The organism is Actinomadura nitritigenes (assembly GCF_017573545.1).
Lineage (GTDB): Bacteria > Actinomycetota > Actinomycetes > Streptosporangiales > Streptosporangiaceae > Spirillospora > Spirillospora nitritigenes.
Map to the genome: position 1 here is coordinate 60,898 of NZ_JAGEOK010000002.1, position 23,734 is coordinate 84,631.

Genomic DNA, 23,734 nt, shown 5'->3' on the forward strand with positions numbered 1-23,734 from the left:
GTCGACGGAAAGGCAAATGACCATTACACCGGACGGGTGAACCGGACCCGCGCCGCGGGCGTCCGGCCGCCCGATGGCGGACGGGACGGCTTCCTCATCGGAAACCGTCCCGTCTGCGGGAATGTCGGGATCACGGAAGGCGGCAGGTCCCGTGGTCGGACTTCGACGGGTCGCTCTCGGACGTGCCGGTCAGGCTCAGCTTCGCCTTGCGCTCGGCGCCCGGCCCGGCCTTCGCCCACACCACCACGTCGGTGCCGCCGCCCGCCTTCGCGGTGGCCAGCTCGTTCGGCAGCCAGGTCGTCCAGCCCGCGCCGTCCACCGCCGCCTTCAGCCGGAAGACGTCGGAGCCGTGGACGCCGGTGCCGCCCTTACCGCGGTTCTCGACGCGCATCCTGCACTTCACCCAGCCGGAGGCGGCCGGCTCGGCGCTGCCGGAGTCGACCTTCACTCCGCGCCGCTGCGGACCGGCCCCGTCCAGCGACCGAATGGCGACCGTGTACGCCAGGACGCCCTTCTTGTCGCGCTTGAGGTTCAGCACGTAGAAGTGCAGCCGGTTCGCCTTGTCGACGTATTCGAACTCGCTTCCGGAATCCGTCCCGGCATGGAACAGCGCGTCCGACAACTGGCGGTAGTCGCCGATCGTCATCTTCTGCGGCGTGCCGTCCGGAAGGACGAAGTCGGTCTTGTCGATGTCCTGCGGGTTGGCGTCCTGGATCCAGATGAACGGCGCCCGGTCCTGGTCCTTGGTCTTCGCCAGCAGCACCCCGGAGTCGGGCGTGAACGAGTCCATGCCCATCCGGTCGACGACCTCGAGGGTGTAGTTGTCGAACTTGCCGCCGTCGCACAGCGGGTCGGCGCCGGTGTCGCAGGCAGGCTCCTTGTCACCGCCCGCGCCCAGCTTGAGGTTGACGCCCGCGAGGCCGCCCTCGCTCGGCTCGGCGGACCGCGCCGTGATGGTCGCGACGACGGTGCCGTCCTGAGGGAGCGTGCCGCGGTCGAGCTGGAGCACCTTGCCGGCGTCGACGATGCCGAGCTTCAGCTTGTTGCGGAGCATGTGCTCCGAGCCCATGGACGCGCCGCTGACCGCCGGGATCGTCCACCGGCTGTGCGGGCCGCCGGGGCCGTTGAAGCTGCCGCGGCTGAGCATGTCCCACGGGCCGGTGTACGAGCGGCGCGGCGGCACCCCGTACGGGTTGTTGTAGTTGTCGCCGATGCCGAGGATGTGGCTGAACTCGTGCGCGAACACGCCCATCCCGGAGCTCTCCGCCTGCGTGGAGCTGCCGGTGATCGCGTTCGGCCAGATCGTCGCGCCCGCCTGCCACGACGTCCAGTCGACGTAGCGGGTCTTCACCCAGTTGGGCAGGCTCGGGTCGCCCGGACCCCACTCGGCCGGGACGTCCTCCTTGGTCTGGAACTTCATCTGCCCGAACTCCTGCCAGGTGGACGACTCGTCCTGCCCGGCGCTGAGGAAGAAGACGAAGTCGAACTTCTTCGCCGTCTCCTCGCCGACGTCCGCGATCCACGCGGCGCGCGCGTCCTTGCGCAGGTCGCGGCCGCAGGTGTCGCCCGTCGGGCAGCCGGTCCCGCCCTGCATGCCGTCCACGCCGTACTCGTGGTCCTTGGCGGGCATCCGGTACGCGCCGAACGCGGTGAGGTCCACGCCGTAGCGGCCGCCGGAGTCCTCCATCCAGTACTCGTGCAGGGTGTGGCCGTGGTTCAGGTCCTCGGGCTTGTTGAGGAAGTCCTGGTAGAACCCGGCGACCCGGTCGCGGGGGACGTCCCCGACCGCGTTCGGGTTCCCGAAGATGGTGGAGTTCCTCGGCTGCGTGATCACGAACGGCTGGTTCGGGTAGTCGACCAGGACGACCGCGCCCTTGAAGTTCTTGATCGAGCCCTGGTGGGACGGGTCGGCCCACGAGGTACCGGGGACCGAGGTGTAGTCGTCCCAGGTCATCGTGTCGGGAAGCTCGTAGTTCTGCGGGTCGATCGGGCGCGGGCCGCCGGCCGCGTAGGTGCGGGCGGACGGCCGGCTCCGCTGCCACGGCTGCGTCTGCGGCCAGTGCCGCATCTGCCAGGGGTTCGCGGTGGGCTTCGGGATCGGAGGCTCGGTCTGCGCGGCGGCCGGCACGGCCGCGAGTCCCGCGAGCAGCACCGTCGCCGTCACGGGCACCAGCAGCGTCTTCTTGGCGCGCATGTCTCCCCTGTCTCAGGTGGTCACTGAGAACGTAAGGAGCGCCGTTCCGCCGCGCTACGGCCTACTTATACGATCTTGCGGCGTTCGCCCTGGCATGTCCCGCCGTGGCCTGTTCCGCGCCGCTCGCTCCAGGCTCGTCTGCCTGCGACGGTCCTTACAGCAGCGCGCGCGTGGCGACGACGATGCCGTCCTCGTCGCTGTAGAGCCAGTCGCCCGCGCCGAACTCCACGCCGCCGAAGGCCACCGGCGCGTCCACCTCGCCGGCGCCGTCCTTGGCGCTCTTGCGCGGGTTGGAGCCGAGCGCCTTGACGCCGAGGTCGAGGCCGCGCAGCGCCACCACGTCCCGGACGGCCCCGTTGATCACCACGCCGGCCCACCCGTTCGCCACCGCGGACGCCGCGATCATGTCGCCCATCAGCGCGGACGCCAGCGACCCGCCACCGTCGACGACCAGCACCCGGCCCTCGCCGGGGGTGTTCAGCACCCGCTTCACCAGGCCGTTGTCGCGGTGGCAGCGCACCGTCGACACCGGCCCCGCGAACGACGCCCGGCCGCCGTACCGCCGGAACTGCGTCTCGCAGCTGCGCAGCTCGTCCCCGAAGTCGTCGATGAGGTCAGCGGTCGCGAAGTCCATGCCCGGCAGCCTACTGCTCGGTAACCGGGGGCGGTCAGCCGGACGGGGCGTCGGTGGGGCGGCCGATCAGGCGGGACAGGACGATCGCGGTCTTCGTCGCCGTGATGTTCTCCTCCCGGCGCAGCCGTTCGAGGGCCTGCTCCAGGTGCTGGATGTCGCGGGCCCGGACGTGCACCAGCGCGCTGGCGTCGCCGCTGATCGTGTAGGCCGCGACCACCTCCGGGTGGCCGCGGACGCTGGAGTAGATCTCCTCCGGGGACGTCGCGCCGGTGCAGAAGATCTCGATGAACGCCTCGGTCGTCCAGCCGAGCGCGGCCGGGTCGACCACCGCCGCGAACCCGTTGATCACGCCGTCCGCGCGCAGCCGGTCGACCCGCCGCTTCACCGCGGGCGCCGACAGCCCTACCTTGTCGCCGATCTGCGCGTAGGAGGCGCGGCCGTCCTCCAGGAGCCGCGCAACGATTCGACGGTCCAGATCGTCAAGACGCAACAAACAGCACCCCCAAAGTCGGTTTTCGTCATTGGTCGCCCGTAAGACCCGAACATACGCTGGATATGGACCGGGCGGCCACCCGCCGCGGCGGTCACTCCCCCCCTCGGCACCGGGCACCCCCGTCCGGTGTCCCGGCGATGCCCGGCCCGACCGGCCGGACCCGAACGCGTAAAGGAGCGTCGTGACGGCGACCGAACAGCTGCGGGCGATGTCCGAGGAGCACAGCGCGCACAACTACCACCCCCTCCCGATCGTCGTCGCCGACGCCGAGGGCGCCTGGCTCACCGACGTCGAGGGCCGCCGCTACCTGGACATGCTGGCGGCCTACTCCGCCGTCAACTTCGGGCACCGCAACCCGCGCCTCGTCGCGGCCGCCCGGCGGCAGCTCGAGCGGGTCACCCTGGTCAGCCGCGCGTTCGACCACGACCAGTTCGGGCCGTTCGTCACCGAGCTGGCCGAGCTGTGCGGCAAGGACATGGTGCTGCCGATGAACAGCGGCGCCGAGGCCGTCGAGACGGCGCTGAAGACCGCCCGCAAGTGGGGCTACGAGGTGAAGGGCGTCCCCTCCGGGGAGGCGAACATCATCACGTTCGAGGGCAACTTCCACGGCCGCACCACCACGATCGTCAGCTTCTCCACCGACCCCGACGCCCGGGACTCCTACGGCCCCTACACGCCGGGGTTCCGGACCGTCCCGTACGGGGACGTCGACGCGCTGAAGGCGGCCATGGACGCCTCGACCGTCGGCGTGCTGATCGAGCCGATCCAGGGCGAGGCCGGCGTGAACGTCCCGCCGAGCGGGTTCCTGCGCGCGGTGCGGGAGCTGTGCACCGCGAACGGCACGCTGATGATGGCCGACGAGATCCAGTCGGGCCTCGGCCGCACCGGCACCACGTTCGCCGTCGAGCACGAGAACGTCGTCCCCGACGTCTACATCCTCGGCAAGGCGCTCGGCGGCGGCATCATGCCGGTGTCCGCCGTGGTCGCCGACCGGGACGTGCTCGGCGTGTTCAAGCCGGGCCAGCACGGCTCCACGTTCGGCGGCAACCCGCTGGCCTGCGCGATCGGCCGCGAGGTGATCGCGATGCTGCGGACCGGCGAGTACCAGGAGCGGTCCCGCGCGCTCGGCGCGCACCTGCACGACCGGCTCGGCCGGCTGCCCGGCGACCTCGTCCGCGAGGTGCGCGGCCGCGGCCTGTGGGCGGGCGTCGAGCTGTACGGCCGGGCCCGTCCGGTCAGCGAGCGGCTGATGGAGCTCGGCGTGCTGGCCAAGGAGACGCACGAGACGACGCTCCGCCTGGCCCCGCCCCTCGTCGTCGAGCGGGAGGACCTCGACTGGGCGCTGGACCAGCTGGAGGCGGCTCTCAAGGGCTGAGCCCCGCCCGGTAAAGAGTTACCCGCGACCCGCCTGTCCGCGCGGAGCGCGCCTCCGCCCGGGGGAGGGTGTGCGCATGCAGCACAACCCGTCCCCGCAGGACAGCCCGGAGCAGGAGAAGCCGACCGGCCGCCGACGACGCCGGGTCCTCATCGGCTGCGGCGTGCTGGCCACCGGCGCGCTGGCGCTGCTCGGCGGCGGCGCCTACCTGCTGGAGAACGCCTACAACGACGGCGTGAAGCGGATCGCGGGCGCGATGCCGGAGCGGAGCGGCCGCCCGGTGTCGACGGGACGCGGCGAGAACTGGCTGCTGATCGGGTCGGACCGGCGCTCGGACATGCCGTCGATGGGCGCCCGGTCCGACACGATCATGCTGGTGCACCTGTCCGGGCGGGACGGCCGGGTGTCGGTCGTCGCGATCCCGCGGGACAGCTGGGTGCCGATCCCCGGGCACGGCTCCGGGAAGATCAACGCGGCGTTCTCCTACGGCGGGCCGAAGCTGCTGATCCGGACGGTCGAGCAGCTCACGAGCGTGCGCGTCGACCACTACGCCGCGCTGGACTTCGGCGGGTTCGTGAAGATGACCGACGCGCTCGGCGGCGTGGACGTGACGGTCGAGAAGCGCACGTACGACCCGATGCACAACCGGACCTGGCCCGCCGGGCACCAGCACCTGAACGGCGTCGAGGCGCTCGACTTCGTCCGGCAGCGGTGGAACCTGCCCGGCGGCGACCTCGACCGGATCAAGCGGCAGCAGGCGTTCCTGCACGCGCTGGCCGGCAAGGCCCTCGACACCCGCAACCCGCTGAAGATCGACCGGTTCATCCGGGCGGCGACGCACTCGGTGACCGTGGACGACTCGGTGACCGCGGGCACGCTGCGCGGGCTGGCGGCGCGGCTGCTGAAGACGCCGCTGATGGAGTACCTGACGGCGCCGGTCGACCGGTTCGCGTCGCGGGGCGGGCAGAGCGTGGTGCTGCTGGACAAGGCCGCCGGCGACGAGCTGTTCGCCGACGTCCGCGGCGACCGGGTGGGCGACTTCGTGGCCCGCAACGGCGCGGCGAACTCGGTCGGGACCGTCCGCTGAAACAGGGCGTGACCTGTACGGATAAGTCGGGCATCAAGACAATGTGACGACAGAGGTCTACATGGATTAGTCTAAGTGGACTAATCGACGTCGACCACGAAGGTCGCTCCATGTCCCGACCCCTCACACCGCTCGCGCTGGCCGTCCTGCGCATGCTGTGCGGCGGGCCCATGCACCCGTACGAGATGCAGCAGCGGATCCGCGACCACGCCTACGACCAGGCCGTCAAGGTCACGCACGGCTCGCTCTACCACTCGGTGGAGCGGCTCGCCTCCGCCGGCCTGATCGAGCCGCTCGAGACGGCGCGCGAGGGCCGCCGCCCGGAACGGACCGTCTACGCGGTCACCAGCGCCGGACGCGACGCCGCGCACATCCGCCTCGCCGAGCTGCTCGCCAAGCCCGTCGAGGAGTTCCCGCTGTTCGGGACGGGCCTGGCGTTCATCAACCTGCTGCCCGAGGCGGAGGTCGCCCGGCAGCTGCGGGCCCGCGCCATCGCGCTGGAGGCGCTGCTCGTCGGGAACCAGGCGGCCAACGACTCGCTCCGCAAGCGCGGGCTGGAGCGCCACAAGCTGCTCGACCAGGAATGGGCCATCGCCCGGTTCCGCGGCGAGCTGGAGTTCGTCCAGAACCTGGCCGACGACCTGGAATCCGGGCGCCTCACCTGGACCGGCAAGACCGGGGTGACCTCCTGCCACCCGCCCGACCAGCACGACCATCGCACCGACTACCACGCACGCCGTAACGACGAGGGGGCACCATGAGCAAGTGGCGCGGGAACCCATGGGCGATCCTGCTGACGCTCTCACTCGGTTTCTTCATGACGCTGCTCGACCTGACGATCGTGAACATCGCGATCCCGAGCATGATCGACAAGCTGAACGCCTCGCTGGACGAGGTCCTCTGGGTGGTCAACGCCTACATCCTGGTGCTGGCCGTGCTGCTCATCACCGCCGGCCGCCTCGGCGACCTGTGGGGCAAGAAGAACCTGTTCATCGCCGGCGTGGCGCTGTTCACCCTGTCCAGCCTGGCGTGCGGGATCTCCCAGGACCCGACCCAGCTGATCGCGGCCCGCGCCGTGCAGGGCCTCGGCGCCGCGCTGCTGATGCCGCAGACGATGTCGATCATCATCGGGGTGTTCCCGCCGGAACGGCGCGGCACCGCGCTCGGCGTCTGGGGCGCCGTCGCGGGCGTGTCCACGATCGCCGGGCCGACCATCGGCGGGCTGCTGGTCACCAGCCTCGACTGGCGGTGGATCTTCTTCGTGAACCTGCCGATCGGCATCATCGTGCTGGCGCTCGCCGTGCCGATCCTGCCCGGCCACACCCCCACCGTGAAGCACCGCTTCGACATCGCCGGCGTCGCTCTCGCCTCCGCCGGGCTGTTCTGCCTGACGTTCGCGCTGACCGAGGGCCAGAAGTACGACTGGAACGAGGGCATCTGGGGCCTGATCGCCGCCGGGCTCGGCCTCTTCGTGATCTTCTACGTCTACCAGCGGACGCAGCAGGACCGCGAGCCGCTGGTCCCGTTCTCGCTGTTCCGCGACCGCAACTTCACGATCCTCAACTTCGTCGGCGCCGCCGTCTCCATCGGCATGATCGGCATGTTCCTGCCGATGACGATCTACATGCAGTCCGTCCTCGGCTTCAGCGCCCTGAAGGCCGGCCTCGTGATGGCGCCGTCCTCGGTCGTGTCGATGTTCCTCGCGCCCGTCGCCGGCAAGCTGTCCGACCGCATCGGCGGCAAGTTCATCCTGATGGGCGGCCTCACCCTCTACGCGATCGGCATGCTGTGGCTGGTGCTCGTCGCCGAGGTCGGGACGGGCTGGACCGCGTTCATCCCCGCTCTCGTCGTCGCCGGGTTCGGCATCGGCGGCGTGTTCGCGCCGATGGCCACCGAGGCGACCCGCAATGTGCCGCCCCGGCTGGCCGGCGCCGCGTCCGGCGTGAACAACACCGTCCGCCAGATCGGCTCGGTCCTCGGCAGCGCCGCCGTCGGCGCCGTCCTGCAGAACCAGCTCGCCTCGTCGCTCAAGGACGAGGCCGCGACCCGCGCGGCGGCGCTCCCGCCGGACGTGCGGCCCGGGTTCGTCAAGGGCTTCGCCGGCGCCGCCAAGGGCGGCCTGGAGGTCGGCGCGGGCCAGACCGGCACCCGGCAGAAGCTGCCGCCGGGCGTCCCGCAGAGCGTCGTGCACCAGGTCCAGCAGGTCGCCGGCCAGGTGTTCTCGCACGGCTTCGTGCACGCGCTGAAGCCGACGATGATCCTGCCGATCGCCGTCGTGCTGGCCGGCGCCGCCGCCTGCTTCGGCGTGAAGGGCTACCGCTCCACCCCGGCACCGGGCGCCCCCGAACCCGCCCCCGCCACGGTCAAGAGCTGACCCGGACCGCGTTCACGTGCGGCGGGCCGCCGTCATGGCAGGGCTGATGACGGAGGCTCGCCGCACGTCAACGAGCGAGGCGGCCGTACTCGCCGCCGTAGAAGATGAGGGGGCGGGCGTCGGGGGACGGGACGTGCAGGCTCAGGACCTCGCCGACGACGATGCTGTGGTCACCGGCGTCGTGGACGGCGTGGGTCCGGCATTCCAGGGCGGCGACGGCGTCCTGGAAGATCGCGGCGCCGGTGACCGGGCCGCGGACGTGGTCCCAGCCCTGGAGCTGGCCGTCCAGCATCCGGCCGCGGGTCGCGAACCACTGCGAGGCGTCCCGCATCCCCTCGGACAGCACCGACACCGCCCACTCGCCGGCGTCCAGCGCCAGGTCGTGGAAGCGCGCGATCTTCTCGGGGCAGAACATCACCAGCAGCGGGTCCAGCGACACCGAGGCGAACGCGTTCACCGTCATGGCGTGGTCGGCGCCGTCCACCACGCTCGTCACGATCGCGACGCCCGTCGCGAACCTGCCCGCCACCCGCCGGAACAGGCGGGGATCCGCGCCCGGGTCCACACGGTCGCCGCTCACAACGCGCACACCCTAGCGATCCCCCTACCCGCGGGTGCGCGCCGCCCTCCCGGTGAGCCACTGCCCCGCCGGACCTGGCGACGGGACCCGCGCCACCGCGATCCCCGCGGCCACCATGCCGCCGACGATGTACACATACCCCGCGAGCGTGCCCGGAACGACCAGGTCGCCCTCCGGCCGCTGCATCGACATCACGATCACCGCGGCGCCCCACACCACCGCCGGCACCGCCGCGCCGATCTTGCCGCCCATGCCCAGCCCGGCCAGCCGGACCATGGCGTACACCAGCGGCACCAGCACGATCGAGGTGACCGGCACGTCCCCGGCCGTCCACTCCTGGGCGTACGAGCCGACCAGGCCGAAGACCCCGCCGAGCAGCCCGAGCGCCGCGTACGCCGCGCCCGTCACCACCGCGCCCAGCGGGCCCTCGCCGCGGCCGCCCGCCTCGACGGCCGCGGACGCGCCGCCCGCCGCGCCGGCGGGAAGATCGTCCTTGGCCAGGCTCACCCGTGCCTCGTCCTCGTCCACGGCCTCAGCGTATCCAGCCGGTCAGCCGTCCGCGTCGTCCAGACCGGCGAAGAGGTCGGTCTCGCGGCGGCCCGGGCCGACGGGGCCGAGTTCGCCCGCCTGGAGGATGAAGTACTCGGTGCCGAACGCCTGCTGCCCGAGGTTGTTCGACAGCGCGAAGAACGGCCCGGCCTCCTCCGGCGCCACCGTGATCTGGGTGCGGTGCGCGCGCAGCGCCGCCAGCTTGGCGGGCAGGTGCGCGCGGGCGTCCACGACCGTGGTGACCTGCCCGTCCGGGACGCCGGAGCCCAGCTCGTCCAGCCCGGCGACCCGCGCGAACGGCAGCTTCGCCTCGCGCATCACCGCGATCGCCCGCGCCAGCACGGTGCGCGGGGTGGCGTAGGCGTAGAACTTCGCGGCGCGCCACGGCTCCCCGCCGCCGGTGAAGGACGGGTCGGCGGCCATCTCGAACGCCCGCCAGGCGACGCGGTGCGCCTGGATGTGGTCGGGATGGCCGTAGTTGCCGCGCTCGTCGTAGGTGACGATGACGTGCGGCCGGACCTCCCGGATGATCTTCGCGAGCTCCGCGCCGGCCTCCTCGACGTCGGCCTGCCAGAAGCTGCGCGGGTCGTCGTTGGTGGCGGTGCCCATCATGCCCGAGTCGCGCCACCGGCCGGGACCGCCGAGGTAGCGGTGGTCGCGGACGCCGAGCGCCGCGGCGGCCGCCGCCATCTCCCCGATCCGGTACTCGCCGAGGCGGTCCTCCTTGTCGGAGGCCAGGTGGCGCAGCTCATCGGGGATGACCTCGCCCTCCTCGCCCAGCGTGCAGGTGACGAGACAGACGTGGGCGCCCTCGGCGGCGTACTTGGCCATGGTCGCCCCGGTCCCGATGGACTCGTCGTCCGGATGGGCATGGACGAACAGGATCCGCGGCTCCTTCATGGTCACGAGCCTACTCAGGGGTCGCGGGCACGGCGATGACCGCCCTGCCCGCGCGGCCCCGGCGGCGGGGCGGCCGCCCGTCAGCCGCCGGTCCCCGCCCCGCCGCCGGTGCCGCCGCCACCGCCGCCGGTGCCGCCGCCGTCACCGCCGCCCGAGGTGTGCGTCGGGTTGGTGGTCGGCGTGTGCGACGTCGGGGCCTCGCTGGTGGGGGCCTCGCTGGTCGGGGCCTCGCTGGTCGGGGCCTCGCTCGTCGGGATGCGCGTGGGCACCGTGTGCGTGGGCCGGGTCGGGCGGGTGTACGTCGGCTGCTCCTGCGTGGGCTGGTCCTCGGTCGGGGTGTCGGAGGCCGACGCGGAGTCCGAGACCGTCGGGGACGACCCCGTGCCCGGGGTGTCGCCGCCGCCGCGGTCCGCCATGAACAGGCCGACGACGAGCGCCAGCACCGCGATCGCCGCGATCCCCGCGAAGATCGGCCACTTGGACCTGCGCTCGGGCTCGAAGTCGTCGTAGCCGGTGTGCCGGCCGCCGCCGCGGTACGGGGGCTGCTGGACGGGCGGCAGCGTGCCGGTGTAGTTCGCCGGCGAGACCCGCTGCGTCTGCCCGCCGTGGGGCCCGCCCTGGTGCGCGCCGAAGGCCGCGGCGACGCCCGCGCCGGCGGCGAGCGTGGAGCCCTCCGCGAGCATCGTGTTCGCCTGCCCGGGGTCGTCCATCCGGGTCTGGCCGGCGCCGCCCGGCCCGCTGCCGATCAGCGCCATCATCAGCTGCTGCGCGGTGGGCCGCCGCTCCGGCTCCTTCACCAGGCACGCCGCGACCAGCCGGTGCAGGTCCGCGGGCACGCCCTCCAGGTACGGCGGCTCGTTCATCACCCGGTTGATCACCGCGACCACGGTGTCGTCGCCGAACGGCGGGCGCGCGGTCGCGGCGAACACCATCGTGGTCGCCCACGCCCACACGTCCACGGCCTCGGTGAGGGTGGCGCCCGCCACCTGCTCGGGGGCCATGTAGGACGGGGTGCCGATCGCCTTGGTCGCGTTGGTCTGGCCGGTGTCCAGCGCCCGCGCGATGCCGAAGTCGATCACCCGCGGGCCGTCCGGCGCCATGATCACGTTGTGCGGCTTGAAGTCGCGGTGCACGATCCCGGCCTGGTGGATCGCCACCAGCGCGGTGGCGGTGCCGATCGCGAGCCGGTCCAGCGCCGCGCCGGTGATCGGCCCGGTCTCGGTGACCTGCTTGTACAGCGACGGGCCCGGCACGTACTCGCTGGCGATGTAGGGCTGGTCGCCCGCGACGTCCGCCTCCAGCACCTGCGCGGTGCAGAAGCGGGCGACCTGCTTGGCGGCCTGCGCCTCGCGGACGAACCGGTTGCGCGCGCCGGCGTCGGCGGCGAGATCGGTGCGCAGCAGCTTGATGGCGGCCCTGTTACCCGAGGCGTCGACGCCCGCGTAGACGACCCCCTGGCCGCCCTCGCCGAGACGATCGACGATCTCGTACGAGCCCAGCCGCCGGGGATCGCCCGGCTGCAGCTCCGGCATGGACCACTCCTTCAACGCCCGCGAGACAAAAGCTTGGGGAGGTCTTGAGCTTACGCGAGCGGGGCCATGCCCAAGGGCCGTTCCCCGGCCGCTATGACCGCCCGGCATCATAGGGGCAGGCAACGGCGCCGCGCCGCCGTTCGGCGAGGCTCGCGGGCTGGCAGACTCGGATGCCATGAGCATCAGCTATCCGCGGCAGAGCGCCCGCACCCGCCGTTTCAGCCTCGGCGTCCCGCGCGCCTTCCAGATCGCGCCGGACGGGACGCGCGTGATCTTCCTGCGCACCAGGGCGGGCGACGATCCGGTGACCTGCCTGTGGACGCTGGACACCGGCACCGGCGAGGAGCGCCTCGTCGCCGACCCGGCCGCGCTGGACGTCCCGGGCGAGGAGAACCTGCCCGCCGAGGAGCGGGCCCGCCGCGAGCGCGCGCGGGAGCAGGCCGGCGGCATCGTCGGGTACGCCACCGACCGGGACATGCGGCAGGCCGTGTTCACGCTCGGCGGACGGCTCTACGCCGCCGGCATCGAGAGCGGGGAGGTCCGCGAGCTGCCCGCGCAGGCGCCGGTGTTCGACCCGCGCCCCGACCCCGCGGGCCGCCGCGTCGCCTACGTGTCCGGGCGGACGCTGCGGGTGATCGAGATGGACGGCTCGGACGACCGCGCGGTCGTGCAGCCGGAGTCGGACCAGATCTCCTACGGCCTCGCCGAGTTCGTCGCGGCCGAGGAGATGAGCCGGATGCGCGGCCACTGGTGGTCGCCGGACGGCGGGACGCTGCTCGTCGCGCGGGTGGACGAGACCCCGGTGCAGCGCTGGCACATCGCCGACCCCGCGAACCCGGACCGGACGCCCGCCGAGATCGCCTACCCGGCGGCGGGCACGCCGAACGCGCTGGTGTCGCTGGCGCTGGTGAAGGTGGACGGCGGCCGGCTCGCCGTCGCCTGGGACCGCGGCATGTTCCCCTACGTCGTCACCGCGTCCTGGGACCGGCACGGCCTGCTGATCGTCGTGCAGCCGCGCGACCAGCGGTCCCAGCGGGTGCTACGGGTCGACCCGTCCAACGGGGAGACGTCGCTGGTGCACAACGAGCACGACCCGGTGTGGACCGACATCGTGCCGGGCCTGCCCGCGCACACGGGGACGGGCGAGCTGGTCTGGGTCACCGAGGACCGCGAGACCGACACGCGCCGCATCACGGTCGGCGGGAAGCCGGTCACGCCGGGCGGGCTGCAGGTCCGCTCGATCCTCGGCGTCGAGGGCGGGTCGATCCTGTTCACCGCGTCGGAGGAGCCCACCGAGGTCCACCTGTACTCCTACGAAGCAGCGCATTCTCCGGGGGCGGCCCCCCGGACCCCCGGGGCTGGCGCCCGAAGTGCGGGACAAGGGGAGATCGTCCGGCTGTCGGAGGGGCAGGGCGTGTTCAGCGGGGCGCGCGCGGGCGGTGTGACGGTGGTCACCGGGTCGCGGCTGGACCGCCCGGGCACCGAGGTGGAGGTGCGCGAGCCGTCCGGCATCCACCCGGTCGCGTCGCTCGCCGAGACCCCGGTGATCACGCCGCGGGTCGAGCTGCTGCGCGCCGGGGACCGCGAGATCCGGACCGCCGTGGTGCTGCCGACCGGCTGGAAGCCCGGCGACGGGCGGCTGCCCGTCCTGATGGACCCCTACGGCGGCCCGCACGCGCAGCGGGTGCTGGCCGTGCAGCGGGCGTACTGCGAGGCGCAGTGGCTCGCCGACCAGGGCTTCGCCGTGGTGATCGCGGACGGCCGCGGCACGCCGGGCCGCGGCCCGGTCTGGGACCGCGCCGTCCGCGGCGACTTCGTCGGGCCGGTGCTGGACGACCAGATCACGGCGCTGATCGAGGCGGCGCGGCTGCATCCGGCGGCGTTCGACCTGGACCGGGTCGGCATCCGCGGCTGGTCGTTCGGCGGCTGGCTGGCGGCGCTGGCGGTGCTGCGCCGCCCGGACGTGTTCCACGCGGGCATCGCGGGCGCGCCGGTCACCGACTGGCGGCTGTACGACACCCACTACACCGAGCGGTACCTCGGCCACCCGGACGAGGAGCCGGAGGCGTACGCCGAGCACTCGCTGATCGAGATGGCCGCCGACCTGAAGCGCCCGCTGATGATCATCCACGGGCTCGCCGACGACAACGTGGTCGCCGCGCACACGCTGCGGCTGTCGTCGGCGCTGCTGGCCGCGGGCCGCCCGCACACCGTCCTGCCGCTGTCGGGCGTCACCCACATGACCCCGCAGGAGGTCGTGGCGGAGAACCTCCTCCTGATCCAGGTCGAGTACCTCAAGTCCGCCCTCGCTCGTTGAGGGGCGGCGAGCCGTCGTCATGGCACGGCCCATGACGACGGCTCGCCGCGGGCGGGCGCCCGTTCACGGCGTCCGGGTGCGGGATTCGGGGCCGTGCCAGGAGGTCCAGAGGGCGGCGTAGGAGCCGTCCTCGGCGAGCAGCTCGTCGTGGGTGCCGAGCTCGGTGATCCGGCCGTCCTCGACGACGGCGACGCGGTCGGCGTCGTGCGCGGTGTGCAGCCGGTGCGCGATCGCCACGACGGTCCTGCCGTCCAGGACGGCGGCGAGGGTGCTCTCCAGCCGGCGCGCGGCCCGCGGGTCGAGCAGCGACGTCGCCTCGTCGAGCACCAGCGTGTGCGGGTCGGCGAGGACGAGCCGGGCCAGCGCGAGCTGCTGCGCCTGCGCGGGCGACAGCGTCGCGCCGCCCTCGCCGACCTCGGCGTCCAGCCCGGGGCCGTCCCAGTCGACGGTCACCAGGACCTCGCGCATCCGCGCGTCGGAGGCGTCCGGGCGGGCCATCGCCAGGTTCTCGCGGAGCGTCCCCCGGAACACGTGGTGCTCCTGCGTGACGAGCGCGACGTGGCCGCGCAGGTCGTCCAGGGGCAGCTCGACGAGGGGGACGGGCCCGTCCGAGCCGACCGTGACCGAGCCGGAGCGGGGGCCGTCGATCCCGGCGAGCAGGCGGCCCAGCGTGGACTTGCCCGCGCCGCTCGGCCCGACCATCGCGAGCCGCTCCCCCGGCCGCAGGTCGAGGTCCACGCCGTGCAGAACGTCGCGGCCCGTCCGGTAGGAGTAGCGGACGTCCCGCGCGGTGAGCCGCTCGCCGTCCGGCCGCCGGGTGCCCGCCTTCCGGTCCGGCGGGACGTTCCCGACGCCGAGCAGCCGGGCCAGGGACGCTCCGCCGAGCTGGAGCTCGTCCAGCCGGGACAGCAGCATGTCGACCGGTTCGATCAGCTGCTGGACGTACAGGGTCGCGGCCGTCACCTGCGCGAGCGAGGCCATCCCGTGCGCGTAGAACAGGCCGCCGAACAGCAGGGTCGTCGCGACCGGCAGCACGAACCCGAACTCGGCGACGGGGAACAGCACGGTCCGCAGCCGCAGGGTGTACCGCTCGGCGGCGTAGGAGCGGGCGATGTCGGCGTCGCCGCGGGCGCGCCGGCGCTCGGCGAGGCCGAACGCCTCGACGGTCCGGGCGCCGTGCACGGTCTCGGCGAGGCCGTCGGCGATCAGCGCCCACGAGGCGTGCTCGCGCAGGTAGCCGTCCCGGCAGCGCGGCAGGTACCAGCGCATGACGCCCCACAGGATGGGGACGGAGACCAGGCACGGCAGCGCGACCAGCGGCCCGTTGACCAGCAGCGCGCCGAAGGTGAACGCGCCGACGACGATCGCGACGAGGGTCTCCGGGACCGCCTCGCGCAGCGACGTGCCGAGCGTGTCGACGTCGCGGGACGCGCGGGTGACGAGGTCGCCGGTGCCCGCCCGCTCGACGGCCGACAGCGGCAGCCCGAGCAGCCGGTCGACGAACTCCTCGCGCAGCTCGGCGAGGACGCGCTGGCCGAGGCGGGCGGAGGTGAAGTAGGCGTACCGGGTCAGCACGCCCTGGACGATCACGAAGCCGGCGATGGCGAGCGCGGTGGTGTCGATGTGGGCGGTCCCGTCGCGGACGCCCTCGACCAGCTCGCCGAGGAGCCGGGGGGCGACGAGGCCCGCGACGGCCGCGAGGCCGTGCAGCGCCAGCGTCCCGGCGAGGGCGCGCGGGTGCCGCAGCGCGACGCGCCGCGCGTACGCGCGCACCTGCGCGGGCTCCGCGACCGGCAGGATCTCGGTGCTCACGGTTCTCGGGCCCTTCCGTGCTGCGGTCCGGTGGTCGGTGGTTCAGCGGTCCGGTGGTCGGTGGTTCGGGTTCGGCGGTGCTCAGCGGTGCGGGGCGGCCTCGCCGCGGGTGACGGCCGCGGCGTAGCGCGGCTCGGACCGCAGCAGGTCGCGGTGGGTGCCCTCGGCGACGACCCGCCCGTCCTCGACGAACGCGACGTGCGCAGCGCGGTCCAGCATCAGCGGGCTGGTCGTGCACACGACGGTGGTGCGGCCGGCGCGCGCTTCGCCGAGCCGTCCGGCGATGCGCGCCTCGGTGTGCGCGTCGACGGCGCTGGTCGGCTCCACGAGGACCAGCACCTCGGGGTCGGCTGCGAGCGCCCGGGCCAGCCGGAGCCGCTGCCGCTGCCCGCCGGAGAACTCCCGTCCCGCCTCGGCGACGTGCCGGTCCAGGCCGGACGCGGCGGCGATGTCCTCGGCGGACGCCGCGCGCAGCGCCCCGTCGAGCACGGCGGCGGGCGTGCCGGGCGGCGCGAGGGCCTCGGCGAGGGTCCCGGCGAACAGCCGGTCCTCGTTGACCGCGACCAGCACGCGGCGGCGCAGGCCGGCGACCTCGCGCAGCGGGACGCCGGCGAAGTCGACGTCGCCGGGCGCGTACCCGCCGAGCCGGTCGGCGATCGCCTGCGCGTCGCGGGGCTGCGCGGCGGCGATCGCGGTGACCCGTCCGGGCCGCACCACGAGGCCGGAGGAGATGTCGACGAGCTCGGCGGGGCCGGCCGGGCGGGCGGTGCCGCCGTCCGGCCCCGGCTCCAGGTCGAGCAGCCGGACGACCCGCCGCGCCGCCACCAGCCCCTTGGTGATCTTGCCGGCCGCCTCGCCGATCGTCCGCAGCGGGACGATCAGGAAGACCGCGTAGCCGTAGCAGGCCACCAGGTCGCCGACGCCGATCTCGCCGCGCGCCACGTAGTGCGCGCCGGCCCAGGTCACGGCGGCGATCAGCAGGCCGGGCAGGAGCACCTCGGCCCCGGAGATCCGGGACTCGGCGCGGGCCGCGGCGACGCCGGCGTCGCGGACCCGGCCGGACAGGGCGCGGTACCGGCCGGAGAACAGCCGCTCCCCGCCGATGCCGCGCAGGATCCGCAGGCCCTCCACGAGGTCGGTGGCGCGGCCGTTCAGCTCGCCGACCAGCTCGCGGTTCGCCTCCTCGCGCTCGCGGAACGGGCGCAGCAGCGGAGCCGCGAGCAGCAGCACCAGCGGGACGCCGACCAGCACGACCAGGCCGAGTCGCGGCGCGGTCGCGAGCAGCACGGCCGCCACCACGACGATCGCGACCACGGCGCCGGAGCCGCGGCACACGATGTCGACGACGTCACCGAGGTGCGAGACGTCGGACAGGCCGATGCTCACGACCTCGCCGGCGCCGAGCCGCTTCGGCAACGTCGCGCCCAGCCGGGTCGCGTGCCGGGTGACGATCTGGACGGTCCGGTACGCCGACGACAGCCAGAGGAAGACGGCGCGCCGGTGCCTGAGGACCCCGGTCGCGGCCTGCGCGCCGCCGAGGGCGAGCAGCACCGCCGTCCAGACGAGCAGCGCGCGGTCGTCGCGGCCGGCGACGCCCTCGCCGATGGCGCGGCCGATCGCGGCGGGCATCAGCGCCTGGCTGAGCATCCAGCCGACCCCGAGCAGGCCCCCGGCCAGCACGCCGCGCCATTCGGCGCGCAGCAGCCAGAGCAGGTAGCGGGCGGGAGATCGGTGGTCGGGGCTGCCTGGATCTTTCTCCGGCAACGGTTTCACCGGACGAAGATATGCGGCGGCCCCCCGGAAGTTCGAACGATTTTCTGCCCCGCGCCGGGCCCGGCGGGAACCGGGGGTCAGCGCGCCGGGCGGGGTTTCCGGGCCGTCCGGGACCCGCCTCGCGGACGATCACAGGGGTGCGCGGGAACGCGGGGACACGCTAAGGTCGGAGGGCATGGGAGCGAGGTTCCTCCGCTCCCCGAGCCGGGACCGCGGCGGCTGGGCAGATGCCGCTCCCCCGGTGCGGTCCGGTCCTCGGGTCCTGCCACCGCAGGAATAACCGGAACGGTCCGGCCGTTGCCAGTGCCGTCGCCAGCCCCGACTTTTCCGGAAGCTTAGTGAGCACTATCAGTCACCAGACGCATCCCTTCACGCCAGGGGCCGAGGACAGGGTCGACCTGCTCCTCATCGACGACGACCCCGCCGACGTGCTGATGGTCGAGAAGATGCTCGGCGACAGCGGCCTGGACGCGCTGATCACCGTCGCGGCGGACCTGCCGACCGCGCGGCGCCGGCTGACCCGCCGCACGCAGTGCATCATCGTGGACCTGTCGGCGCCGGGGATCGACCGGCTGGACGGGCTGCGGCAGGTGCTGGACATGTCCGGGACGGCCGCGGTGGTGGTGCTGACCGGGCTGGACGACGCGGGCCTCGGCGTCCGCGCGGTCGCGGCCGGCGCCGAGGACTACCTGGTCAAGCAGGAGGTCGACGGCCCGCTGCTGGCCCGCGCGGTGCGCTACGCCATAGAGCGCAAGCGGTCGGAGGAGACCGAGCGGCGGCTGGTGGAGGCGCGCATCCTGGGCCGCGAGAACGCGCGGCTGGAGCGCGGCCTGCTGCCCGTCCCGCTGATCGACGACCCGGCCCTGCGGCACCACACCCGCTACCGGCCGGGCCGGCGGCGGGCGCTGCTCGGCGGCGACTTCTACGACACGGTGCAGACCGAGGGCGGCGCCGTCCACCTGATGATCGGCGACGTGTGCGGGCACGGCCCCGACGAGGCGGCGCTCGGCGTCCAGCTGCGGATGGCGTGGCGGACGCTGGTGCTGGCCGGCCACACCGGCGAGCAGCTGCTCGGCACCCTCGACACCGTCCTCGGGCACGAGCGGCGCAGCGAGGAGATCTTCACCACCCTCTGCATGGTCACGATCGCGCCGTCGCGGCGGACCGCGCGCATGCACCTGGCCGGGCATCCGGCGCCGCTGCTGTTCCGCGACGAGCCGGACGGCGGCTTCGAGGTCGCGGCGCTGCCGGAGTACGCGCACGGCCCGGCGCTCGGCCTGGTGCCGGGCGCGGAATGGCCGACGACGGAGATCGACCTCGGCGAGTCGTGGGGCCTGATGCTCTACACCGACGGCCTGATCGAGGGGCGGGTCGGCGCGGGCTCCACCCGGCTCGGCACCGAGGGCCTCGTCCGGCTGGCGCGCGGGGCGCGCGGCCGGGGCGCCACCGGGCGGTCGCTGATCGACGAGCTGGTGACCGAGGTGGAAGGCCTCAACGGGGACGCCCTGACCGACGACCTGGCGGTGCTGCTGCTGTCCCGGCAGGCCACCGCGTCGTGACCCGCGCCGCGGCGGTGTCCTGACCGCACACCGGCGGCGCCGCGGTCAATGTCGTCTGCGTCACTGCGCGGGCTGGTTCCCGAACTCTCTGTGAAGTCACTCACGATCATGGAGGGTCCGCGGCGCGCGGAGGCCCGTCCCGGCTCGGTTCATAGCCTGTGGCTATCGGATTGAGTGCGCTGATGACTTGGCGCTCTTGTCCAAATTGGACATACGGTTCGCGGCGTGGCTATAGCGATACCTGCGATCTACCGATCCACCGTCGGCAAGAAGGCCGTCATGGCCGTGACCGGCGCAGTCCTGGTGCTGTTCCTGATCGCGCACATGATCGGGAACCTGAAGATCTTCCTCGGCGCGAGCGACTTCGACCACTACGCGCACTGGCTGCGCACGATGGGCGAGCCCGCCGTCCCGCGCCGGACGCTGCTGACGCTCCTGGAGATCGTGCTCACGGTGTCGGTCGTGCTGCACATCTGGTCGGCGGTGTCGCTGGCCCGCCGCGCGGGGAGCGCCCGGCCCGTCAAGTACCAGTCGAAGAAGAAGTCGCACGCGCAGGGCTACGCCACCTACACGATGCGGTACGGCGGCATCATCATCGCGCTGTTCGTCATCTGGCACCTGCTGGACCTCACCTTCTTCGCGGTGAACCCGCTGGGATCCGACGCCACCCCCTACGACCGGGTCATCGCCGACTTCGACGGCTCCCGCTGGTACATCACCATCTGGTACGTCCTGGCGGTCCTGCTGGTCGGCCTGCACCTCAACCACGGCATCTGGAGCGCGTTCCAGACCCTGGGCCTGCGCAGCCCCCGCAGCAACGGCACGCTGCGCCTGCTCGCCGGCGGCGTCGCCGGGCTCGTGACCCTCGGCTTCATCGCCGTCCCGATCTCCGTCACCTTCGGATGGGTGAGCTGACATGAGCGACCGCTTCTACAAGTCCGGCGAGCCGATCGCCGACGCCAAGGCGCCCAAGGGCCCGATCGAGGACCGCTGGACGACGCGCAAGTTCGAGGCCAAGCAGGTCAACCCGGCCAACAAGCGCAAGAAGAAGATCATCATCATCGGCACCGGGCTGGCGGGCGGCTCGGCCGGCGCCACCCTCGGCGAGGCCGGCTACCACGTCCAGCAGTTCTGCTTCCAGGACAGCCCGCGCCGCGCCCACTCGATCGCCGCGCAGGGCGGCATCAACGCCGCGAAGAACTACCGCAACGACGGCGACAGCGTCTACCGGCTGTTCTACGAGACGGTCAAGGGCGGCGACTTCCGGTCCCGCGAGTCGAACGTGTACCGGCTCGCGGACATCTCCCGGCAGATCATCGACCAGTGCGTCGCGCAGGGCGTCCCGTTCGCCCGCGAGTACGGCGGCCTGCTCGACAACCGCTCGTTCGGCGGCACGCAGGTGTCCCGCACGTTCTACGCCCGCGGCCAGACGGGCCAGCAGCTGCTGCTCGGCGCCTACCAGGCGCTGATGCGGCAGGTCGACGCCGGGAACGTGGAGCTGTACCCGCGGCACGAGATGCTCGACCTGATCATGGAGGACGGCCGGGCGCGCGGCGTCGTCGTCCGCAACCTGATCAACGGCGAGATCAAGCACTACACCGCGGACGCGGTCGTGCTGGCGTCCGGCGGCTACGGGAACGTGTACTTCCTGTCCACCAACGCGATGGGCTCGAACGTCACCGCCTCCTGGCGCGCGCACCGGCACGGCGCGCTGTTCGCCAACCCGTGCTACACCCAGATCCACCCGACCTGCATCCCGGTCAGCGGCGACCACCAGTCGAAGCTGACCCTGATGTCGGAGTCGCTGCGCAACGACGGCCGCGTCTGGGTGCCGAAGAAGGCCGGCGACACCCGCAGGCCGTCCGACATCCCCGAGGACGAGCGCGACTACTACCTGGAGCGCATCTACCCGTCCTTCGGCAACCTGGTCCCCCGCGACATCGCCTCCCGCGCCGCCAAGAACGTCTGCGACGAGGGACGCGGCGTCGGCCCCGGCGGCCTCGGCGTCTACCTCGACTTCGCCGACGCGATCGGGCGGCTCGGCCGCGACAAGGTCGAGGCCAAGTACGGCAACCTCTTCGAGATGTACGAGCGCATCACCGGCGAGAACCCGTACGACACGCCGATGCGCATCTACCCGGCCGTGCACTACACGATGGGCGGGCTGTGGGTCGACTACGACCTGGAGTCCACGATCCCCGGCCTGTTCGTGATCGGCGAGGCGAACTTCTCCGACCACGGCGCGAACCGGCTCGGCGCGTCCGCGCTGATGCAGGGCCTCGCCGACGGCTACTTCGTGCTGCCGAACACCATCAACGACTACATCGCCCGCAACGCCCTCCCGCCGGTCGACGAGACGAGCATCGCCGCGGCCGAGGAGCGGGTGACGTCGCGCGTCGAGAAGCTCCTGTCGATCGACGGGGACCGCTCCGTCGACTCCTTCCACCGCGAGCTCGGCCACATCATGTGGGAGTACTGCGGCATGGAGCGCACCGAGGAGGGCCTGCGCAAGGCCCTGGAGCTCATCCCGGCGCTGCGGGACGAGTTCTGGAAGCGCGTCAAGGTCACCGGCAAGGGCGAGGAGCTCAACCAGCAGCTGGAGAAGGCCGGCCGCGTCGCCGACTTCTTCGAGCTCGCCGAGCTGATGGTGATCGACGCCCTGCACCGCACCGAGTCCTGCGGCGGCCACTTCCGCGCCGAGAGCCAGGACGAGGACGGCGAGGCCAAGCGCGACGACGACAACTTCGGCTACGTCGCCGCCTGGGAATGGGCCGGCGAGGGCGAGCAGCCCGTCCTCCACAAGGAGGACCTGAACTTCGAATACGTCCACCCGACGCAGAGGTCGTACAAGTAATCATGAAGCTCACACTGCGCGTCTGGCGCCAGAGCGGCCCCCAGGACAAGGGGAAGATGGTCGAGTACAAGCTCGACGACATCTCCCCGGACGCCTCGTTCCTGGAGATGCTGGACGTCCTCAACGAGAAGCTCATCGCCGACGGCGGGGAGCCGGTGGCGTTCGACCACGACTGCCGCGAGGGCATCTGCGGCATGTGCTCGCTGGTCATCAACGGGACCCCGCACGGCCCCGAGGAGCGCACCACCACCTGCCAGCTGCACATGCGCAAGTTCAAGGACGGCGAGGTCATCGACGTCGAGCCGTGGCGCGCCAAGGCGTTCCCCGTCGTCAAGGACCTGGTGGTGGACCGGTCCGCGTTCGACCGGATCATCCAGGCGGGCGGCTACATCACCGCGCCGACCGGCACCGCCCCGGAGGCGCACTCCACGCCCGTCCCGAAGCCGGACGCGGACCGCGCGTTCGAGGCCGCCGAGTGCATCGGCTGCGGCGCGTGCGTCGCGGCCTGCCCGAACGGCTCGGCGTCGCTGTTCCTCGGCGCGAAGGTGACCCACCTCGGCCTCATGCCGCAGGGCCAGCCGGAGCGCTGGGACCGCGTCGTGTCGATGCTGGACACCCATGACGAGGAGGGCTTCGGCGGCTGCACCAACACCGGCGAGTGCGTCGCGGCCTGCCCGAAGGGGATCAAGCTCGACGTGATCGGGAACCTGAACCGCGACTACCTGAAGGCGACCGCCGGCGGCAAGAAGCGCTGAGGCGTCGACTGAGCGCCGGCGAAGGAGCGCGTCAGCGGCCCTTGCCGGGGGTCTGGGCCCCCAGATAGAACACTGACCGCCGGCTCAGGCCACGGCCCCGCCCGGAGAACCGGGCGGGGCCGCTTTACTGTGTGCGCATGACGATTACCTTGGTCCCCTATCACCAGGACGAACGCCTCCCCGGCACGACGTTCCCGCTCCCCGACGCCGAGGTGGTCACCATCGCGAGGGAGCTTCCCGACGGCGACGTCTGGGCGCGGATCGGCGCGCTGTACGAGCCCGTCGCCGCCGAGGTCGCCGCGCAGGTCGCGGGCGGCGCGGTCCCGTCGGTGGTCTCCGGCGACTGCCTGGTCTCCGAGGCCGTCCTCGCGGGCGTGCAGCGCGCCGGCGTGGACGCCTCGATCGTGTGGTTCGACGCGCACGGCGACGTCCACACGCCGGAGACCAGCACCTCCGGGTACATCGGCGGGATGCCGCTGCGGCAGATCCTCGGCGACCATCCCGAACTGCTGGCGTCGCCGCTGGGCCTGCGGCCGCTGCCGGAGGACCGGGCCGTCCTCGTGGACGCCCGCGACCTCGACCCGGCGGAGGCCGAGTTCCTCGCCTCGTCGCGGGTCCGCCGCTGCCCGGTGGGCGCCGTCGACCTGCCGGAGGGCCCGCTCGTCCTGCACATCGACGTGGACGTGGTCGACAAGGCGGAGCTGCCGGGGCTGAGGTTCCCCGTCGGCGGCGGCCCGTCCTTCGACGCCGTCGTGGCGGCCGTCCGGCGGGTCAAGGCCACCGGGCGCGTCGCCGCCCTCGACATCGCCTGCCCCTGGCACCCGCCGGGGCCGGGCGACGACGAGGTCCGCGCCCGCCTCGTCGCCGCCCTGCTGGCGTCCTGACCCGCCGGAAACCCTGGGCCGGACGGCACCGCGTGCCCTACCATGCTCGTCATGCACGTGCA

General features: G+C 73.0%; 18 protein-coding genes and 1 pseudogene. 10 read left to right on the forward strand and 9 right to left on the reverse strand.

What is annotated here, in order from left to right:
• Positions 1-130: 130 nt before the first annotated feature.
• The 3 genes from J4557_RS02600 to J4557_RS02610 form a co-directional block, all read right to left on the reverse strand.
• On the reverse strand, positions 131-2,194 hold the full coding sequence (locus J4557_RS02600) for a M6 family metalloprotease domain-containing protein (protein WP_243775195.1): 2,064 nt from the start codon (positions 2,192-2,194) through the stop codon (positions 131-133).
• Between the two features lie 154 nt (positions 2,195-2,348).
• The gene (rraA, locus tag J4557_RS02605; protein ID WP_208264701.1) at positions 2,349-2,828 is read right to left on the reverse strand and encodes a ribonuclease E activity regulator RraA; all 480 of its coding nucleotides are present in this window, start codon (positions 2,826-2,828) and stop codon (positions 2,349-2,351) included.
• Positions 2,829-2,862: 34 nt separating this feature from the next.
• Positions 2,863-3,318 carry an Lrp/AsnC family transcriptional regulator gene (locus tag J4557_RS02610; protein ID WP_208264702.1) on the reverse strand — a complete coding sequence of 152 codons (456 nt, stop codon included), beginning with the start codon at positions 3,316-3,318 and terminating at the stop codon, positions 2,863-2,865.
• A 211-nt stretch (positions 3,319-3,529) separates the two neighbouring features.
• On the opposite strand from J4557_RS02610, the gene rocD reads away from it, so the two are divergent.
• The 4 genes from rocD to J4557_RS02630 all read left to right on the forward strand — a co-directional run bounded on the left by rocD (position 3,530) and on the right by J4557_RS02630 (position 8,157).
• Entirely contained in the window at positions 3,530-4,696 is a 1,167-nt protein-coding gene (gene rocD / locus J4557_RS02615) for an ornithine--oxo-acid transaminase (protein ID WP_243775232.1), read from the forward strand.
• A 76-nt stretch (positions 4,697-4,772) separates the two neighbouring features.
• Positions 4,773-5,783, forward strand: a complete 1,011-nt coding sequence (locus J4557_RS02620; protein ID WP_208264704.1) for an LCP family protein — start codon at positions 4,773-4,775, stop codon at positions 5,781-5,783.
• A 110-nt stretch (positions 5,784-5,893) separates the two neighbouring features.
• Complete coding sequence (locus J4557_RS02625) at positions 5,894-6,544, forward strand: PadR family transcriptional regulator (RefSeq protein WP_208264705.1); 651 nt, start codon at positions 5,894-5,896, stop codon at positions 6,542-6,544.
• Entirely contained in the window at positions 6,541-8,157 is a 1,617-nt protein-coding gene (locus tag J4557_RS02630) for a DHA2 family efflux MFS transporter permease subunit (protein ID WP_208264706.1), read from the forward strand. Before J4557_RS02625 ends, J4557_RS02630 begins: the two co-directional genes overlap by 4 nt.
• A gap of 67 nt (positions 8,158-8,224) precedes the next feature.
• On the opposite strand, the gene J4557_RS02635 is transcribed toward J4557_RS02630, so the two are convergent.
• The 4 genes from J4557_RS02635 to J4557_RS02650 all read right to left on the reverse strand — a co-directional run bounded on the left by J4557_RS02635 (position 8,225) and on the right by J4557_RS02650 (position 11,718).
• Entirely contained in the window at positions 8,225-8,737 is a 513-nt protein-coding gene (locus tag J4557_RS02635; RefSeq protein ID WP_208264707.1) for a flavin reductase family protein, read from the reverse strand.
• 24 nt (positions 8,738-8,761) lie between these two features.
• Entirely contained in the window at positions 8,762-9,265 is a 504-nt protein-coding gene (locus J4557_RS02640) for a DUF6113 family protein (RefSeq protein WP_208264708.1), read from the reverse strand.
• 21 nt (positions 9,266-9,286) lie between these two features.
• Positions 9,287-10,186, reverse strand: coding sequence for an N-acetyl-1-D-myo-inositol-2-amino-2-deoxy-alpha-D-glucopyranoside deacetylase (mshB, locus tag J4557_RS02645; RefSeq protein ID WP_208264709.1), 900 nt, complete (start codon positions 10,184-10,186; stop codon positions 9,287-9,289).
• A gap of 80 nt (positions 10,187-10,266) precedes the next feature.
• Positions 10,267-11,718 (reverse strand): serine/threonine-protein kinase, encoded by a 1,452-nt coding sequence (locus tag J4557_RS02650; protein ID WP_208264710.1) that lies wholly within the window; start codon positions 11,716-11,718, stop codon positions 10,267-10,269.
• Positions 11,719-11,893: 175 nt separating this feature from the next.
• Between J4557_RS02650 and J4557_RS02655 the strand changes: the two genes are divergently transcribed.
• Positions 11,894-14,035, forward strand: coding sequence for a S9 family peptidase (locus tag J4557_RS02655; RefSeq protein WP_208264711.1), 2,142 nt, complete (start codon positions 11,894-11,896; stop codon positions 14,033-14,035).
• Positions 14,036-14,098: 63 nt separating this feature from the next.
• On the opposite strand, the gene J4557_RS02660 is transcribed toward J4557_RS02655, so the two are convergent.
• Both J4557_RS02660 and J4557_RS02665 read right to left on the reverse strand, forming a co-directional pair.
• The gene (locus J4557_RS02660; RefSeq protein WP_208264712.1) at positions 14,099-15,847 is read right to left on the reverse strand and encodes an ABC transporter ATP-binding protein; all 1,749 of its coding nucleotides are present in this window, start codon (positions 15,845-15,847) and stop codon (positions 14,099-14,101) included.
• Positions 15,848-15,928: 81 nt separating this feature from the next.
• Positions 15,929-17,620: an ABC transporter transmembrane domain-containing protein gene (locus J4557_RS02665; RefSeq protein ID WP_208264713.1), complete on the reverse strand. Its 1,692-nt coding sequence runs from the start codon at positions 17,618-17,620 to the stop codon at positions 15,929-15,931.
• Positions 17,621-17,958: 338 nt separating this feature from the next.
• Between J4557_RS02665 and J4557_RS02670 the strand changes: the two genes are divergently transcribed.
• The 5 genes and pseudogenes from J4557_RS02670 to J4557_RS02690 all read left to right on the forward strand — a co-directional run.
• Positions 17,959-19,179, forward strand: coding sequence for a PP2C family protein-serine/threonine phosphatase (locus tag J4557_RS02670; RefSeq protein WP_307799328.1), 1,221 nt, complete (start codon positions 17,959-17,961; stop codon positions 19,177-19,179).
• A 225-nt stretch (positions 19,180-19,404) separates the two neighbouring features.
• Complete coding sequence (locus tag J4557_RS02675; protein WP_307799331.1) at positions 19,405-20,094, forward strand: succinate dehydrogenase cytochrome b subunit; 690 nt, start codon at positions 19,405-19,407, stop codon at positions 20,092-20,094.
• Between the two features lies 1 nt (position 20,095).
• Positions 20,096-22,033 carry a fumarate reductase/succinate dehydrogenase flavoprotein subunit gene (locus J4557_RS02680; RefSeq protein WP_208264715.1) on the forward strand — a complete coding sequence of 646 codons (1,938 nt, stop codon included), beginning with the start codon at positions 20,096-20,098 and terminating at the stop codon, positions 22,031-22,033.
• Between the two features lie 2 nt (positions 22,034-22,035).
• Complete coding sequence (locus tag J4557_RS02685; RefSeq protein ID WP_208264716.1) at positions 22,036-22,788, forward strand: succinate dehydrogenase/fumarate reductase iron-sulfur subunit; 753 nt, start codon at positions 22,036-22,038, stop codon at positions 22,786-22,788.
• A gap of 110 nt (positions 22,789-22,898) precedes the next feature.
• Positions 22,899-23,672, forward strand: a pseudogene (locus J4557_RS02690) (arginase family protein); the annotation flags it as partial.
• Positions 23,673-23,734 lie beyond the last annotated feature (62 nt).

Excerpts from the sequence above, each read along its gene's own strand:
- rocD (WP_243775232.1), top strand. The coding sequence starts at position 3,530 with ATGTCCGAGGAGCACAGCGCGCACAACTACCACCCCCTCCCGATCGTC.
- J4557_RS02685 (WP_208264716.1), top strand. The coding sequence starts at position 22,036 with ATGAAGCTCACACTGCGCGTCTGGCGCCAGAGCGGCCCCCAGGACAAG.
- J4557_RS02655 (WP_208264711.1), top strand. The coding sequence starts at position 11,894 with ATGAGCATCAGCTATCCGCGGCAGAGCGCCCGCACCCGCCGTTTCAGC.
- J4557_RS02620 (WP_208264704.1), top strand. The coding sequence starts at position 4,773 with ATGCAGCACAACCCGTCCCCGCAGGACAGCCCGGAGCAGGAGAAGCCG.
- J4557_RS02600 (WP_243775195.1), bottom strand. The coding sequence starts at position 2,194 with ATGCGCGCCAAGAAGACGCTGCTGGTGCCCGTGACGGCGACGGTGCTG.
- mshB (WP_208264709.1), bottom strand. The coding sequence starts at position 10,186 with ATGAAGGAGCCGCGGATCCTGTTCGTCCATGCCCATCCGGACGACGAG.
- J4557_RS02630 (WP_208264706.1), top strand. The coding sequence starts at position 6,541 with ATGAGCAAGTGGCGCGGGAACCCATGGGCGATCCTGCTGACGCTCTCA.
- rraA (WP_208264701.1), bottom strand. The coding sequence starts at position 2,828 with ATGGACTTCGCGACCGCTGACCTCATCGACGACTTCGGGGACGAGCTG.
- J4557_RS02680 (WP_208264715.1), top strand. The coding sequence starts at position 20,096 with ATGAGCGACCGCTTCTACAAGTCCGGCGAGCCGATCGCCGACGCCAAG.
- J4557_RS02625 (WP_208264705.1), top strand. The coding sequence starts at position 5,894 with ATGTCCCGACCCCTCACACCGCTCGCGCTGGCCGTCCTGCGCATGCTG.
- J4557_RS02650 (WP_208264710.1), bottom strand. The coding sequence starts at position 11,718 with ATGCCGGAGCTGCAGCCGGGCGATCCCCGGCGGCTGGGCTCGTACGAG.